The organism is Aquabacterium commune (genome assembly GCF_004362855.1).
Classification (GTDB): Bacteria; Pseudomonadota; Gammaproteobacteria; order Burkholderiales; family Burkholderiaceae_C; genus Aquabacterium; species Aquabacterium commune.
This window is the reverse complement of the sequence record NZ_SNXW01000002.1, coordinates 484,603-498,555: the sequence shown is the minus strand read 5'-3', so window position 1 is coordinate 498,555 and position 13,953 is coordinate 484,603. Positions and strand designations below refer to the sequence as shown.

The 13,953-nt window shown below is 67.1% G+C and carries 15 protein-coding genes and 1 pseudogene; 8 read left to right on the top strand and 8 right to left on the bottom strand.

What is annotated here, in order from left to right; all coding sequences use genetic code 11:
* The 4 genes from EV672_RS06065 to EV672_RS06050 all read right to left on the bottom strand — a co-directional run bounded on the left by EV672_RS06065 (position 1) and on the right by EV672_RS06050 (position 3,936).
* Positions 1-744: an ABC transporter ATP-binding protein gene (locus EV672_RS06065; protein ID WP_133607231.1), complete on the bottom strand. Its 744-nt coding sequence runs from the start codon at positions 742-744 to the stop codon at positions 1-3.
* Positions 741-1,727, bottom strand: coding sequence for a branched-chain amino acid ABC transporter permease (locus EV672_RS06060; protein WP_133607229.1), 987 nt, complete (start codon positions 1,725-1,727; stop codon positions 741-743). The genes EV672_RS06065 and EV672_RS06060 overlap by 4 nt, the downstream gene beginning before the upstream one ends.
* 10 nt (positions 1,728-1,737) lie before the next feature.
* Positions 1,738-2,613 carry a branched-chain amino acid ABC transporter permease gene (locus EV672_RS06055; RefSeq protein ID WP_133607227.1) on the bottom strand — a complete coding sequence of 292 codons (876 nt, stop codon included), beginning with the start codon at positions 2,611-2,613 and terminating at the stop codon, positions 1,738-1,740.
* 141 nt (positions 2,614-2,754) lie between these two features.
* The gene (locus EV672_RS06050) at positions 2,755-3,936 is read right to left on the bottom strand and encodes an ABC transporter substrate-binding protein (RefSeq protein ID WP_243738550.1); all 1,182 of its coding nucleotides are present in this window, start codon (positions 3,934-3,936) and stop codon (positions 2,755-2,757) included.
* A 565-nt stretch (positions 3,937-4,501) separates the two neighbouring features.
* On the opposite strand from EV672_RS06050, the pseudogene EV672_RS06045 reads away from it, so the two are divergent.
* Positions 4,502-5,631, top strand: a pseudogene (locus EV672_RS06045) (porin).
* An 87-nt stretch (positions 5,632-5,718) separates the two neighbouring features.
* Here EV672_RS06045 and EV672_RS06040 read toward each other — a convergent pair.
* A complete protein-coding gene (locus tag EV672_RS06040) occupies positions 5,719-6,492 on the bottom strand; it encodes an IclR family transcriptional regulator domain-containing protein (protein ID WP_133607225.1) in 774 nt (257 codons plus the stop codon).
* Positions 6,493-6,645: 153 nt separating this feature from the next.
* Here EV672_RS06040 and aroQ point away from each other — a divergent pair, with 153 nt between their 5' ends.
* The 6 genes from aroQ to pcaG all read left to right on the top strand — a co-directional run bounded on the left by aroQ (position 6,646) and on the right by pcaG (position 11,477).
* Complete coding sequence (gene aroQ, locus EV672_RS06035) at positions 6,646-7,101, top strand: type II 3-dehydroquinate dehydratase (RefSeq protein WP_133607223.1); 456 nt, start codon at positions 6,646-6,648, stop codon at positions 7,099-7,101.
* A 24-nt stretch (positions 7,102-7,125) separates the two neighbouring features.
* Positions 7,126-8,013, top strand: coding sequence for a 4-hydroxyphenylpyruvate dioxygenase (locus EV672_RS06030; RefSeq protein ID WP_133607221.1), 888 nt, complete (start codon positions 7,126-7,128; stop codon positions 8,011-8,013).
* A 15-nt stretch (positions 8,014-8,028) separates the two neighbouring features.
* Positions 8,029-8,934 carry a sugar phosphate isomerase/epimerase family protein gene (locus EV672_RS06025; protein ID WP_133607219.1) on the top strand — a complete coding sequence of 302 codons (906 nt, stop codon included), beginning with the start codon at positions 8,029-8,031 and terminating at the stop codon, positions 8,932-8,934.
* Between the two features lie 24 nt (positions 8,935-8,958).
* Entirely contained in the window at positions 8,959-9,912 is a 954-nt protein-coding gene (locus tag EV672_RS06020; RefSeq protein ID WP_133607217.1) for a LysR substrate-binding domain-containing protein, read from the top strand.
* Positions 9,913-10,057: 145 nt separating this feature from the next.
* Entirely contained in the window at positions 10,058-10,798 is a 741-nt protein-coding gene (gene pcaH, locus EV672_RS06015) for a protocatechuate 3,4-dioxygenase subunit beta (protein WP_133607215.1), read from the top strand.
* A 16-nt stretch (positions 10,799-10,814) separates the two neighbouring features.
* Entirely contained in the window at positions 10,815-11,477 is a 663-nt protein-coding gene (pcaG, locus tag EV672_RS06010) for a protocatechuate 3,4-dioxygenase subunit alpha (protein ID WP_133607213.1), read from the top strand.
* A 156-nt stretch (positions 11,478-11,633) separates the two neighbouring features.
* On the opposite strand, the gene EV672_RS18695 is transcribed toward pcaG, so the two are convergent.
* A complete protein-coding gene (locus EV672_RS18695; protein WP_166643474.1) occupies positions 11,634-11,786 on the bottom strand; it encodes a hypothetical protein in 153 nt (50 codons plus the stop codon).
* A 4-nt stretch (positions 11,787-11,790) separates the two neighbouring features.
* Here EV672_RS18695 and EV672_RS06005 point away from each other — a divergent pair, with 4 nt between their 5' ends.
* Positions 11,791-13,071: a Fic family protein gene (locus EV672_RS06005; RefSeq protein ID WP_133607211.1), complete on the top strand. Its 1,281-nt coding sequence runs from the start codon at positions 11,791-11,793 to the stop codon at positions 13,069-13,071.
* A 39-nt stretch (positions 13,072-13,110) separates the two neighbouring features.
* Here the strand turns inward: EV672_RS06005 and EV672_RS06000 are convergent, their stop codons facing one another.
* The gene (locus EV672_RS06000; protein ID WP_133607209.1) at positions 13,111-13,338 is read right to left on the bottom strand and encodes a Rho GTPase-activating protein; all 228 of its coding nucleotides are present in this window, start codon (positions 13,336-13,338) and stop codon (positions 13,111-13,113) included.
* Positions 13,339-13,541: 203 nt separating this feature from the next.
* The gene (locus EV672_RS05995; protein ID WP_133607207.1) at positions 13,542-13,757 is read right to left on the bottom strand and encodes a hypothetical protein; all 216 of its coding nucleotides are present in this window, start codon (positions 13,755-13,757) and stop codon (positions 13,542-13,544) included.
* Positions 13,758-13,953: the final 196 nt, after the last annotated feature.

Genomic DNA, 13,953 nt, shown 5'->3' with positions numbered 1-13,953 from the left:
TCAGCTCCCGAGGTAGGCGTCCAGCACCTCTTTGTTGGCGCGGATCTCGGCCGGCGTGCCAATGGCCATCACCTTGCCTTCGACCATCACCATGATGCGGTGGCACAGGTCCATCACGAAGTCCATGTTGTGCTCGATCACGACGAAGGAGCTCTTGCGGGTCTGGTTCAGCTCCTTGAGCAGGCTGCTCAGGCCGCCCACCAGGCTGGGGTTCACGCCAGCGCAGGGCTCGTCGAGCAGCACCAGGGCCGGGTCGCTCATGAAGGCCATGGCGATGTCCACCAGCTTTTGCTGGCCATAGCTCAGGTCACCGGCTTTCTTGTCGGCCACGTGGGCGATGCGGAACTGGTTGATCAGGGCATCGGCCTTGGCGCCATTGCCCGAATCGCCGGGGGCGAACATGCGGCTGAACATGCTGCCGTGGTGCTCTTGCGCGGCCACCAGCAGGTTGTCGCGCACCGTCATCTTGCCGAAGACCTGCAGGGTCTGGAAGGTGCGGCCCACGCCCATCTGGTTGAGCTTTTGGGGCGAGACGCCCGCGATGCTCTGGCCATGGAGCTCGATCTGGCCCTCGTCGGGGGTGATCTGGCCCAGCACCGAGTTGAACATCGTCGTCTTGCCCGAGCCGTTGGGCCCGATGACGCCGAAGATCTCGCCGGGGCGGACATCGAAGGACACCCCACCCACGGCCTGGATGGCGCCGTAGGCCTTCTTGAGCTTGCTGACTTTCAGAACGGGACTCATTGCGCACCTCCAACACGGGCAGCAGCGGCGGCGCGGGCGGCAGACGCCTCGCGGGCTTGGCGGCGGGCCTTGAGGCGGTCAGGCAGGCTGAGCAGGCCATCGGGCAGCCACAGCATCAGCAGGACCACGGCCACACCGAAGATGAACAGGTACCAGGCCTGGGCGAAGCGCAGCCACTCGGGCAGCAGCACGCCGACGGCCGAGCCCAGCAGCGGGCCCAGGAAGTAGCCCGGGCCACCGACCACCAGCATCAGGTACATCATGAAAGACGTGCCGATGGCGAAGGGGCCGGGCTCGATGAAGTCCACCAGCGAGGCGAACAGCGCACCCGCAATGCCGGCATACATCGCCCCGATGGCAAAGGCCAGCAGCGTGTAGGCCTGCACATTGATGCCTAAGCTTTCAGCGCGGATGGGGTTGTCGCGCAGGGCCGTGAAGGCCTTGCCCCAGGGCGAGCGCAGCAGGCCCCACATCAGCGCACCCAGCAGGATGGTGGCGCCCAGGATCAGGTAGTAGAAAGCCAGCGAGCCTTCCAGCGACAGGCCGAAGAACTCCGGGCGGCCGATGCCGTTGATGCCGTAGGTGCCACCCGTGAGGCCTTCCTCGTTGCGCATCACCAGCCACACCGCGGTGTTGAAGCCCAGCGTGGCGAAGGCCAGGTAGATGGTCTGCACGCGCAGGGCCGGGAAGCCCAGCACCAGGCCGATGGCGAAGCAGCCGGCCATGGCCAGGGGCAGGCCGATCCAGAAGCTGATGCCGGCCTTCATCAGGATGGCCACCGTGTAGGCGCCGATGCCGAAGAAGGCGGCGTGCCCCAGGGACTTCTGACCGGCATAGCCCACCGTCAGGTTCAGGCCCATGTTGGCGATCACATAGACCAGCCAGTAGCTGAACAGGTAGATGCCGTAGCTTTTGAGGAAGGGCGGCACGGCCAGCAGGACGGCCAGCCCGATCGCGCCTGCGATGACGTTGCGGTTGATCATGGGGTGCTCCTCAGACCTTGCGCTCGACCTTCTTGCCAAGCAGACCTTGCGGCTTGACGAGAATGACGAACATGAAGATGACCAGGGCGACGGCGTCCTTGTAGGCGGCCGACACGTAGTGGGCGGCCAGGTTCTCGCTCACGCCGACGATGACGCCACCCAGCAGGGCACCGCGCGAGTTGTTGAAGCCGCCGATGATGGCCGCGAAGAAGGCCTTGGTGCTCAGGCCTTCGCCCATGTCGAACTTGGCGAGGTAGGCCGGCGTCACCAGCAGCGCGGCGGCACAGGCCAGCAGCGCATTGATGGCGAAGGTGTAGAAAATCATGCGCGGCACGTTGATGCCCAGCACGGTGGCGCTGTCGGTGTTCTGCGCCACGGCTTGCATGGCGCGGCCGGTCACCGTCTTGTTCAGGAAGGCCTGTGTGGCCAGCACCAGCAGCAGGGCGGCGGCCAGCGTGCCCAGGTCACCCACGGTGATGGCGGCTGAGCCGAGGTGCAGCACGGTGTCGCCGAACAGGCTGGGGAAGGGGAAGGCTTCGGCGCTGACGCCGGCGCGGATGCCGTTCTTCATCGCGATGGACAGGCCCAGCGTGGCCACCACGATGGGCATCATCCCGAATTTGAGCAGCGGGTCGGCGAGGCCACGTTTGAAGGCCCAGCCCAGCACGATCACCGCCACGAAGCAGGTGAAGGCAAAGCTCAGCAACAGGGGCAGCCCCAGGCTGCTGAAGGCCAGCATCATGAAGGCCGGCAGCATGACGAACTCGCCTTGCGCGAAATTGATGGTGCCGCTGGCTTGCCACAACAAGGTGAAGCCCAGGGCGGCCAGGGCGTAAATGCTGCCCGAGGCCAGGCCTGACAGCAGCAATTGGATGAAGTCGTTCATCTCGGCTCCAGGTGGAGGAGGGAGGGGGGGAGGGCGCTGCAGCCCAGGGGCGGGCGCCGCAGCGGGATCGTGCGTGAGCGTGAGCGAGGGCGTGGGCTGGGCACCGCCTCACGGCAGGCGCCCTGGCTGCTCAGGCCGACGTCACTTCTTGGACAGGGCGGGCAGCACTTCCTTGACTTCCTGCTTGCCGTTGCGCACTTCGACGATGAAGCTCTCGCGGTCCAGATCGCCCTTGTCGTTGTAGGACACGTCCATCAGCACGCCGGGGTGCTTGGCGGCGCTGACGCTCAGGCCTTGCATGGCCTTGGCGAAGGCAGCGCGGTCCACCTTGCCGACCTTCTCGATGCCCGCCTTCATCACATAGACGCTGGTGTAGCCCTTGATGCCGTTGTGGTCGGGGATGTAGCCGAAGGCCTTCTCGAAGCGGGCGCGGAAGGCGCGCATCGTGGGCACGGGCGCATCGACAGACAGGCCGATGTGGGCCTGGGCGCCGTTGGCGGCGTCACCGGCCAGCTCGATCACCTTCTGGCCGGTCAGCACGGTCTCGCCGAAGATGGGCTTGGTCACGCCCTGCTTCTTGAGTTCGCGCAGGCAGCGGGCGGCTTCTTCTTCGTTGGTATAGACGAAGATGACGTCGGCGTTGCTCTGCTTGGCTTGCAGCACGGGGGCGGAGAAGTCCAGCTTGCCCGGGTCGGTGGAGATGTCGGCCACCACCTTGGCGCCCATGATCTCCAGCGACTTGGTGATCATGTCGCGACCGCCCTTGCCGAAGTCGTTGTTGACGTAGATGACGGCCACCGTCTTGGCCTTGAGGTTCTGCACCATGTAGCGTGCGGCCTTGGGCATGGAGGTCTGCTGGCCGAAGCTGGTGCGGAAGACGTAGGGGTTGCCTTGCAGCGTCACGGATGCGGCTTCGCCACCGGTGAAGTTGGGGATCTTGGCGCGGCGGGTCTCCGACATGCTCACCAGGATGGAGCCGGAAAAGCCCGGGCCGAACACGGCGAACACGTCATCGTCCACGGCCTTCTGGGCCAGGCCCTTGGCGACACCGGGGTTGCTCTGCGTGTCGGCGAAGGTGACGTCGATCTTCTGGCCGAGGACGCCGCCGGAGGCATTGATTTCCTTGATGGCCAGGGCCATGCCGTTCTTGAAGTTGGTGCCGGCGGTGGCGCCCGTGCCCGACAGCTCCTGGATGGAGGTGATGCGGATGGCGTCGGCGGCCTGCGTGAGCGGCGCGGCCAGGGTCAGCGTCAGGCCGGCGCAAGCGGCCAGGATGGCACGGCGGTACAGGGCGGGAACGGGAGCGATCATGGGTGCGATCATGGGTGTCTCCTAGGTGTGTCCAGAGGGTGGCTGGCAGGTGGCGCAGGCGTGTCAGACGGCGCTTTCCCTGCATGGATGGCAGGTTAGGGACTTCTCCGCGCAGCCACAATGGGCCTCAGCCGTCTGTTGGGCGCTGATCGCCCATCTTGCGCGATCATCGATTGAAGCTGGGGTTAGTCCCCGTCCGGCACGTGGTGCATGCCAGGCTCAAGCCGGTGTCTTCGGGGGCTGGCAACATGCAAGTTCAGCCCGATGCGGGTGTGTGGCATCGCCTCAGAAGCCTTTATCCATCGGGTTGGCGCAGCATGGACGTTGGTGTGGTGCACGGGCAACTGTTGCTGATCTTCACAGCGATCCCCTCACGTAAACCCGGAGCAGGGCAAACCCGATTTAGGAGCGCTGAACGCCCAAATCGAGCGATCAGCGCGCAAATGGAGCGACATCCACCTTGTTCACAGCGGTGCCTCGCTGTTGCAATCCATGGGTGCTGGCGGAGAGCCGGTCACGGCCCAGTGCCTGTCGCCCTCTCCGCATCCCTTCCCCACGTCCTCTCTCAGGAGACCCCATGAAACTCAACCAGACCGCTGTCGCCGCCACCTTGATGTGCGCTTGCGCGGGTGCTTTCGCCCAGGCCGCTGCCACCTCGTCCGTGACGCTGTACGGCACCATCGACCAGTACCTGAACTACATGAGCAGCAGCTCCGGCGCGAAGATCAAGTCGGTCAGCGACGGCGCCTTCCTGCGCAGCCGCATCGGCCTGAAGGGCACGGAAGACATCGGCGGCGGCATGGCCTCAAGTTCCAGCTGGAAGGCGCCCTGAGTGCCGACACCGGCGCCTCCGGCACCTCGGGCTCGCTGTTCGACCGCCAGGCCTGGGTGGGCGTGGCCACGCCGCAGGCCGGTGAGTTCCGCATCGGGCGCCAGAACACCGCGATCTTCTTCCGCGGCGACTACATCGATTACAGCTCGCGCACCCTGGGCTCCATCGTCAACAACTTCGGCACGCCCTCGCGCTACAGCAACGACCTGGCCTGGATTTCGCCGCGCTGGTCGGGCCTGCAGCTGGAGGCGCACTACGCACCGGGTGAGTCCACCGCGGGCATGGGCGCACAGGCTGTCTATCAGCTGGCCGCCGACTACGTGAACGGCCCCTTCCGCGTGGGCTACGCCGACATCACGGGCAAGCCCAACAAGGGCGCTGCCATCACGGTCAAGAAGGCCATCACCTACCGCAACCTGTACGCCAACTACGACTACGGCCAGGGCAAGATCTACGCGACCTTCATCCGCAGCAACAACAGCACAGCTTCCGCCGACGGCAACAACGCTGCCACCATCCTGGGCAACGTAGGCGCACTGGTGGCTGGCACGAACGCCGATGCCAACCGCTTCTACAACATCGTGCAGCTGTCGGCCGACTACCGCGTCACACCGAAGCTGCGCGTGGGCGCGCTGTACGGCAAGATCGTGGACACCTCGAACTCCGGCCGTGGCGCCAAGGGTGGTTCGATCGGTGCGTACTACGACGTGAGCAAGCGCACCACGCTGCTGGCCATGTACGAGACCATGAGCAACGACAACAACGCTGGCTTCCGTCCTTCGGGCTCGGCCGGCGTGAGCCCGAACTTCTCGGGCAACGACGTCAATGGTCGCCGCATCCAGGGCATCCAGGCGGGCATCGTGCACCGCTTCTGATGCAGCGGTGGGTTGCGGGCTGAACGCAGCCTGAAGGCCTGACACACGACAAGGCGCTCCGCGAGGGGCGCCTTTTTTCATCGCCGATCAGAGCAAGGGGCGCAGGGTCTGGACGGCGTCTTGCAGCAGCGGCAGCAACTGCGCCTCGATCTGCTCGGGCGTGTAGGCGCGCGACTGCACGGTCATGCCCATGGCGCCCTTGCACTCGCCCTTGCGGTCTTTCAGGGCCATGGCCACGCCGCTCAGGCCCAGGTCGAACTGCTGGTGCGTGATCCAGTGGTTGAGCACCCGGGCGTGCCGCACGTTGGCGCGGAAGGTGTCGCGGTCGGTGATGGTGTAGGACGTGAAGCCGCTGAAGGAGTGCTCGCCGATCCACTCGTCCAGCGCCTCGTCGGTGAGGGTGGACAGCATGGCGATGCCGGGGGTGACCACGTGGGCCGGTGCGCGCGCACCCGTGTGATAGCCAATGGAGACCACGCGCGGCGAGTTGCTGCGCGCCACATAGACCACCTCGTGGCCATCGAGCACGCTGACGTTGACCGTCTCGCCGCATTGCATCGAGATGCGCTGGATGAAGGGTTGCACCAGCCGTGGCAGGCGCGCGGCACCCAGGTAGCTCTGGCTCAGGCGCAGCACGCGCGGGGTCAACCAGAACAGCTTGCCGTCGGTACCGGCGTAGCCGAAGTGGACCAGGCTGAGCAGGTAGCGGCGCGCCGCGGTGCGGGTCATGCCGGTGAGGCGCGCGGCCTCGCTGGGCGTGAGCCGGACGTGTTCGTCGTCGAAGGCTTCGATGATCGACAGGCCCTTGCCCAGGCTTTCGATCAGGTCTTTGCGAGCGATCTGGAAGTCGCTGTCATCCATGCGTGATAACCCCAGTAACAGACGCGTGTCGCGCGCCGTGAGCGATTGTCGCGCAATCGAGGGCTGATGTGCTTGTGGGGGGGCTTCAATTTGCATAGGCTGGTGCCATTCCCCACAACAAGCGCGCAGATCACGCGCCACGGAGACGCACGCATGGCCTCGATCCTGGTCCTCAACGGTCCCAACCTGAACCTGCTGGGCACGCGCGAGCCCGGCATCTACGGCGCGGCCACCCTGGCCGATGTCGAGGCCCTGTGCCTGGCCACGGCCCAGCCGCACGGCCACACGGTCACCTGCCTGCAGAGCAACCACGAGGGCGCGCTGATCGACGCGCTGCACGAGGCGGGCCGCGCCCACCGCGCCGGCGAGCTGATCGGCGTGGTCTTCAACGCCGGTGGCTACACCCACTCTTCGGTGGCCTTGCACGACGCCATCAAGGGCACGGGCGTGCCGGTGATCGAGGTGCACATCTCCAACGTCCACGCCCGCGAGCCCTTCCGCAACCACTCCTGCCTGTCGCCGGCCGCCGCTGGCATCGTGGTGGGCTTCGGTGTCGATGGCTACCGCCTGGCCATCGAGGGCCTGGTGGCCCGCGCCAAGAACGCCTGATCTGATTTTCCCGGAAACCACACCATGCAGATTGACCCCACCCAACGCGAAGGCCTGCAGGCCACCGACAACCCTCTGGGCATGGAGGGCATCGAGTTCATCGAGTACCTGACCACCAAGCCGCAGGCCCTGGGCCAGGTGCTGGAGACGCTGGGCTTCCACCCGGTGGCGCGCCACCGCTCGCGCGAAGTGCTGCTCTATCGCCAGGGCGACATGAACATCATCGTCAACGCCCATGACGCCGCCGATGGCCGCCTGGCCGGTGCGCAGGGCAACCCGGTGATCGGCGCCATCGCGCTGCGCGTGCGCGACGCCAGCCTGGCCTACCGCCGCGCGCTGGACAAGGGCGCCTGGGCCGTGCCCACGCAGGTCGAGGTGATGGAGCTCAACATCCCCGCCATCCACGGCGTGGGCGCCAGCCGCATCTACTTCGTGGACCGCCACAAGGAGTTCTCGATCTACGACGTGGACTTCGTGCCCATCCCCGGTGTGGCAAAGCGCCCGGCCTCGCTGGCCCAGATGCACTTCTTCGGCGCCGTGCAGTACATCGGCTGGGAGCGCACTGAGGACTGGACGGCCTTCTACGCCGAGCTGTTCGGCTTCACCGCCATCCCCGACCAGACGCGCTTTGGCATCCTGCCCAAGGGCCGCCTGCTGCGCAGCCCCTGCGGCACCTTCTACTTCCAGCTGGTCGAGCCCGAGCCCGGCCTGGAGCTGGAGGCCGATGGCCAGGAGTACATCGAGCGCATCGGCCTGGGCACGCCCGACGTGGCCGCCGCGGTGGCCGAGCTCAAGCAGCGCGGCGTGCTGTTCTCGGAGTCGGCGCGCGCGCCCATCAGCGACCGCGGTGCGGTGGTGGCCGGCCAGCTCTTCGGGCTGTCGTTCGAGCTGGTGCACAGCGAACGCGCCTGACGCGGAGGACCCGGCATGACCCAATTCAACGGCAACATTGACAGCTTCGGGATGGACACCATCTCGCTGGCCGGCCCGCTGGAAGGCAAGCTCAAGGCCATGCGCGAGGCCGGTTTCACCCAGGTGATGCTGTCGGCGCGTGACATCGTCGGCCACGAAGGCGGCGTCGAGGCGGCCATCCGCGCTGTCAAGGACAGCGGCCTGCGCGTGACCGGCTTCCAGGTGCTGCGCGACTTCGAAGGCCTCAGCGGCGGCCTGCGCGAGTACAAGGTGGACATCGCCAAGGCCATGCTGGCGCTGTGCTCGGCGGTGGGCTCCAAGGTGCTGCTGGTGTGCTCATCGACCTCGACGCACGCCACCGACGACATGGACGCCATCGCCACCGACCTGCGCCGCCTGGCCATGCTGGCGCTGCCGCGCGGCATCAAGGTGGCCTTCGAGGGCCTGTCCTGGGGGCGCACCATCAACGAGTTCCCGCAAGCCTGGGACGCGGTCTGTCGCGCCGACATGCCCAACCTCGGCCTGGGCGTGGACTCCTTCCACGCCTTCGCCACCCGCACCGACCTGGACCTGCTCGACGAGGTGGACCCGGACAAGATCTTCCTGGTGCAGCTGGCCGACTTCATGTGGAACGAGATCCGCTCGGTCGAAGAGCGCATCAACACCGCGCGCCACTTCCGCGTCTTCCCCGGCGAAGGTGCGCACAGCGCCGAGGTCGCCGAGCTGGTGCGCAAGCTCGACCGCATCGGCTACCGCGGCGACTACAGCTTCGAAGTCTTCAACGACGACTACCAGCAGATCCCGCCGGCCACGGTGGCGCAGCGGGCGCACAAGTCGGCCGTGTGGCTGGGCGAGACCGTGCTGCAACGCTCGGTGCCACTGCCCGGCCAGATGCGCCTCAAGCGCGCGCGCCAGGGCTGAGTCACCCTCCGCGCTGCCCCGACCATGGCCACGCCCCTGGTGCACCGCATCCGCCTGCAGCACGTGCGCTGCCTGCTGGCCACGGCCACGCACGGCAACATGAAGGCGGCGGCCGAGGCCTTGAGCATCACGCAGCCGGCCGTCACCAAGATCATCAAGGAGCTGGAAGACGTGGTCGGCCAGCCCCTGGTGCAGCGCCTGCGCCATGGCGTGTGCCTGACACCTGCCGGTGAGCGCTTTGCTCGCCATGCCAGCCAGGGCGTGGCCGCGCTCGAAGACGCCCTGCTCAGCGTGAGCGAGGCCGACGCCGGGCCGGTGCGCCTGGGCGTGCTGCCCACCCTGGCCGTCGAGCTGGTCCACGACATCCTCATGGCCTGGCGGGGCCGCGGCATGCAGGGCGCGGTGCAGGTGGTGACCGGGCGCAACCACGAGCTGCTGACGCAGTTGCAACGCGGTGAACTGGACGCCGTGCTGGGCCGCCTGGCCGAGCCCGACCGCATGCTGGCCCTGCGCTTCGAGCCGCTGTGGGCCGAGCCCCTGATCGCCGTGATGGTGCCCGAGCACCCGCTGGCCCAGGCGCCCTGGAAAGCCTGGCGCGGCTGGGATGGCGCGGTGGTGATGCCCTTGCCCGGCACCGGCATCCGCCAGGTGGCCGACGCCTTCGCCGCCAGCCTGGGCTGGCCCGCCTCGCACCCGCACGGCATCGACACCCTGGTCGTGCCCGTGGCGCGCACAATGGCCTTGCAAGGCGGGGCGGTCTGGCTGACGCCGCTGAGCACGGTGCGCCACGACCTGGCCTCGGGCCTGCTGGTGGGGCGCGTGCTGCCCGGCACGGCCACCGAAGCCGTCGGCATGTTCACGCAGGCGGTGCCGGCGCTGGGGTCGGCCCGCGTGGCCGCGATGTCGGACGTCATCCGCGATGCCGGCCTGGCCTGGCGCCACCGCTGTCAGGAGCAGCTCGCTTTGCTGCAGGTGTGAGGGCGGGTGTGCTGTCAGACACCGGCAGACACCGTCAGATATAGCGCCTGGTGATCGCTGCGCCGACGAATCTTCAATTGCCACCGCGCACCCCACTGCCTACAGTGCCCCCACGCCATCCAACCCACAGAGATTGCACCGAGACATGAGCCACATCCTCTCCATCGACGGCCAGAGCGGCCCACTGGGCCCCTTCGTCCAGCGCGACAGCGAAGCCCATCCGCCCGCGCTGACCCCCGGCTACAAGACCAGCATCCTGCGCTCGCCGCGCAACGCGCTGATCGCCAACCTGCCCACGCTGTCGGAGATGACGGCGCCGGTGTTCCAGCCGCAAGAGCTGGGCGCCAAGGACAACGACCTGCTGACCAACTTCGCCAAGGATGGCCTGCCGATTGGCGAGCGCATCGTGGTGCACGGCTTCGTGCGCGACCAGTTCGGCCAGCCCGTGCGCAACGCCCTGGTCGAGGTCTGGCAGGCCAACGCCAGCGGCCGCTACCGCCACAAGAAGGACCAGTACATCGGCAGCATGGACCCGAACTTCGGCGGCTGCGGCCGTGTGCTCACCGATGCCAATGGCCACTACGTCTATCGCACCGTCAAGCCCGGTCCCTACCCCTGGCGCAACCGCATCAACGAATGGCGCCCGGCGCACATCCACTACTCCATCAGCGGCGACGGCTGGGCCCAGCGCCTGATCACGCAGCTGTACTTCGAAGGTGACCCGCTCATCCCCGAGTGCCCGATCATCAAGACCATCCCCAGCGAGTCGCAGATCCGCAGCCTGATCGCGCTGCTGGACAAGGACCACGCCAAGCCGATGGACAGCCTGACCTACCGCTTCGACATCACCCTGCGCGGCCGCAACGCCACCTGGTTCGAGAACTGAGACGAGGGCCCACGAGATGACGATCCAACTGACCACGCCATTGACCACGCAATTGACCCGCTACCCCGAGACCCCCTCCCAGACCGGCGGCCCCTACGTGCACATCGGCCTGGCCCCCCAACAGGCCGGCTTCGAGATTTTCGACAACAACTTCGGCAACGTGATGGTGCAGCCCGACACCCTGGGCGAGCGCATCCGCGTCGAAGGCCGCGTGTTCGACGGCAGCGGCACGCTGATGCGCGACGTGCTGATCGAGGTCTGGCAGGCCAACGCCGCTGGCAAGTACGCCCACCCGGCCGACCGCCAGGACAAGCCGCTGGACCCCGCCTTCCGCGGCTGGGGCCGCACCGGCGCCGACTTCGACACCGGCGTCTTCAGCTTCGAGACCATCAAGCCCGGCCAGGTGGTGGGTGCCAACGGCCAGCTGCAAGCCCCGCACATCTGCCTGATCCTGTTCGCGCGCGGCATCAACACCGGCCTGCACACCCGCCTGTACTTCGGTGACGAAGACCTGGCCAACGCCACCGACCCCATCCTCAACGGCATCGAGTGGGAGGTGCGCCGCAAGACCCTGCTGGCCACCCGCGAGCAGCGCGCCGGCGAGGTGGTCTATCGCTTCGACATCCGCATCCAGGACACCCCGGACGGCGGCAAGGAAACCGTGTTTTTCGACGTTTGATGGTCGTTTGAGCGATCTGTGCTCGATGGGTGCAGCCCGGCCACAAGCTGGGCTTCGCTGGAACGCCGAGGGCCCCCACAGGGGCCCTTTTTTTGTGCGCTGACGGCAGAGGACTCAGCGCCGAAGCGGTGCGGCAACGAGATCGGCACAAAAGTCTCAGAAGATCTGCGCTTGGATGGCCTCAGGCATGGGTTGATTTTCATGCAAGTGCTTGATATGGAAGGGGGCTGAGGCTAGGATCGCGGCATGGAAGCCGGCAAAGTGATCGGCAGAAAGATCGGCAAAATAACCGGCGTCAATCGTGCGCACCCCCATGTCCGTCCAAGCCACGCCCATCGCCTTCTACGACCAGCCGCACCAGTTCCTGCCCCTGATGCCGGCAGGCCACCCCCTGGACGAGCTCGGCCGCATGGCGCGTCCGGTGGTCGAGGCCTCATTGCGCTTGCAAGCGGCCACCAACGAACAAACGCGTTCTCAGCTGCGCGAGCTCACGCGCGCGATGAATTCCTACTACTCGAACCGCATCGAAGGGCAGAGCACCCACCCGGTCCACATCGCGCAAGCCCTGCGCAAGGACTTCTCTGACAAGCCCGATGTGGCCAAGCGGCAGCGCCTGGCGCTGGCGCACATCGAGGCGGAGGCCGAACTGGAGGCGCTGCTGGCGCATGCAGCGGCCCATCCATCGGTGCGCCAGCAGCACCCCGATGCCGGCGATGCGGCCCACGCTGTGGCGTTCCATAGCGAGATGCTGGTCAAGGCGCACGACCTGCTGTACAGCCGGCTCAGCCAGGATGACCGGGTCTCGGAGGCGGGCCTGGTGATCGTGCCCGGCCAACTGCGCCAGCAGGATGTCGCTGTGCAGCGCCACCAGCCGCCCATCGCGTACGCTGTGCCGCGTTTCTTGCGCGCCGCTGACGATGCCTACGCCAAGCCCTGGGCGTTGGAGCGTTTCCTGGTGGCTGCGGCATGCCAGCACCATCGCATGCTCTGGGTGCACCCCTTCATCGACGGCAATGGGCGGGCTTGCCGGCTTCAGTTGCATGGCGCGATGCACCACCTCACGCGGGGGCTCTGGTCGGTCAACCGCGGTCTGGCGCGCAGGCAGGACGAGTACTACGTGCGCCTGTCCGAGGCCGACATGCCGCGCCATGGCGACCTCGATGGCCGTGGCAACCTCAGCGAGCGCATGTTGGTCGAGTGGTGCCGCTTCTTCATCGGCGTGTGCAAGGACCAGGTGGACTTCATGACCCAAGTCCTGGACTTGGCGCGCATCAAGGAGCACATCGCCGCGCTGATCGTGTTCCGCGCGCAAACGGGCAAGGAGCTCAGGCCCAATGCCAGCGATTACCGCAAAGAGCTCATCTTGCCTCTGCAGCACGTGATGATCGCCGGCCCCGTGAGCCGGGGTGACTTCGTGCAGATGACGGGCCTGGGCGAGCGCACGGGCCGCAAGGCGCTCAAGGCCATGCTCGATGACGGCTTGCTCCAGAGCGACTCGCCCAAAGGTCAGGTGCGCATCGGTTTCCCCCTGGACGCTTTGTCGATGCTGTTCCCTCGCCTCTACCCCGAGGCTGGCGCGGTGGTGCTGGATTGAGGTGAGTTGCCCAGGGGGATCGGCCGCTCGACCCCGTCTTCAATGGGGTGTCTTGCGCTCGATCCGCGGCACCAGCGCGTTCAGCTGTGCCATGGCGTCTGGGTCTGAGGCGCAGCGTGCTTTCATGCGGCGCAGCGCCTCATCGGTGCCCTGGCATTGCTGGTTGATGGCCGCGATGGCCGCTTGCAGGCCATCGGGGTCGTCCGGGTCGGGGATCTCTCCGCGCAGGTGATCGCAGATTTCCCGGCGTTCAAGGAAGTCGTTCAAGGCAGGCCGACAGTCGGCCGGGCCTGGGGTTGTGGCGCAAGACGCCAGGGTGAGCGCGCCAGCAGCGATCGGGAGGAGGGTGAGTCGGCGCATCGTCAATGTCCGTTGTCAGACCAGTGAGGTTTGTCTGCGGCTCCGCATTGTGGGGGGGTGCTTGGGCGTTCTGCTTGGTAGGACGATGCTGGGATGTGCTGCGCCATGCTTCATGCGCGGGCCGGTGAGCCGCAAAGGCCAGGCGCCGGGCTGCGTGTGCCGCCCAAGCGGCTCGGCGTGCCGGGCTCCTTCAGCCGCCAGCCGAGTTCAAACCGCCGCTTGTCGCCGCGTTGGCGCGGCCTGTCGCGCTGCTGGAGCCGCGCGCCGCCATCCCGCTGCGGCGCGCCGCTTTGCCCGAGCGGCACATCGCCTTGTTCCAGCGGCATGCCGCCTTCCCGCCGTCGCGCGCCGGGCCTTGTCAGCGGCGCGCCGCGCACATGGCCTTGCGGCCGAGGCTCAGGGCTTGGGCGCACCGAGCCGATCGGTGCGGTGCGCGGGGCGCAAAGCCCGGCACGCAAGCCCCCAGGGCTGGACGTTGACGCGCACCGTGCGGCGGTCGAAGCACAGGCACTCGGCGCGCCA

Excerpts from the sequence above, each read along its gene's own strand:
- EV672_RS06065 (WP_133607231.1), bottom strand. The coding sequence starts at position 744 with ATGAGTCCCGTTCTGAAAGTCAGCAAGCTCAAGAAGGCCTACGGCGCC.
- EV672_RS06060 (WP_133607229.1), bottom strand. The coding sequence starts at position 1,727 with ATGATCAACCGCAACGTCATCGCAGGCGCGATCGGGCTGGCCGTCCTG.
- EV672_RS06055 (WP_133607227.1), bottom strand. The coding sequence starts at position 2,613 with ATGAACGACTTCATCCAATTGCTGCTGTCAGGCCTGGCCTCGGGCAGC.
- EV672_RS06050 (WP_243738550.1), bottom strand. The coding sequence starts at position 3,936 with ATGATCGCACCCATGATCGCTCCCGTTCCCGCCCTGTACCGCCGTGCC.
- EV672_RS06040 (WP_133607225.1), bottom strand. The coding sequence starts at position 6,492 with ATGGATGACAGCGACTTCCAGATCGCTCGCAAAGACCTGATCGAAAGC.
- aroQ (WP_133607223.1), top strand. The coding sequence starts at position 6,646 with ATGGCCTCGATCCTGGTCCTCAACGGTCCCAACCTGAACCTGCTGGGC.
- EV672_RS06030 (WP_133607221.1), top strand. The coding sequence starts at position 7,126 with ATGCAGATTGACCCCACCCAACGCGAAGGCCTGCAGGCCACCGACAAC.
- EV672_RS06025 (WP_133607219.1), top strand. The coding sequence starts at position 8,029 with ATGACCCAATTCAACGGCAACATTGACAGCTTCGGGATGGACACCATC.
- EV672_RS06020 (WP_133607217.1), top strand. The coding sequence starts at position 8,959 with ATGGCCACGCCCCTGGTGCACCGCATCCGCCTGCAGCACGTGCGCTGC.
- pcaH (WP_133607215.1), top strand. The coding sequence starts at position 10,058 with ATGAGCCACATCCTCTCCATCGACGGCCAGAGCGGCCCACTGGGCCCC.
- pcaG (WP_133607213.1), top strand. The coding sequence starts at position 10,815 with ATGACGATCCAACTGACCACGCCATTGACCACGCAATTGACCCGCTAC.
- EV672_RS06005 (WP_133607211.1), top strand. The coding sequence starts at position 11,791 with ATGTCCGTCCAAGCCACGCCCATCGCCTTCTACGACCAGCCGCACCAG.
- EV672_RS05995 (WP_133607207.1), bottom strand. The coding sequence starts at position 13,757 with ATGCCGCTGGAACAAGGCGATGTGCCGCTCGGGCAAAGCGGCGCGCCG.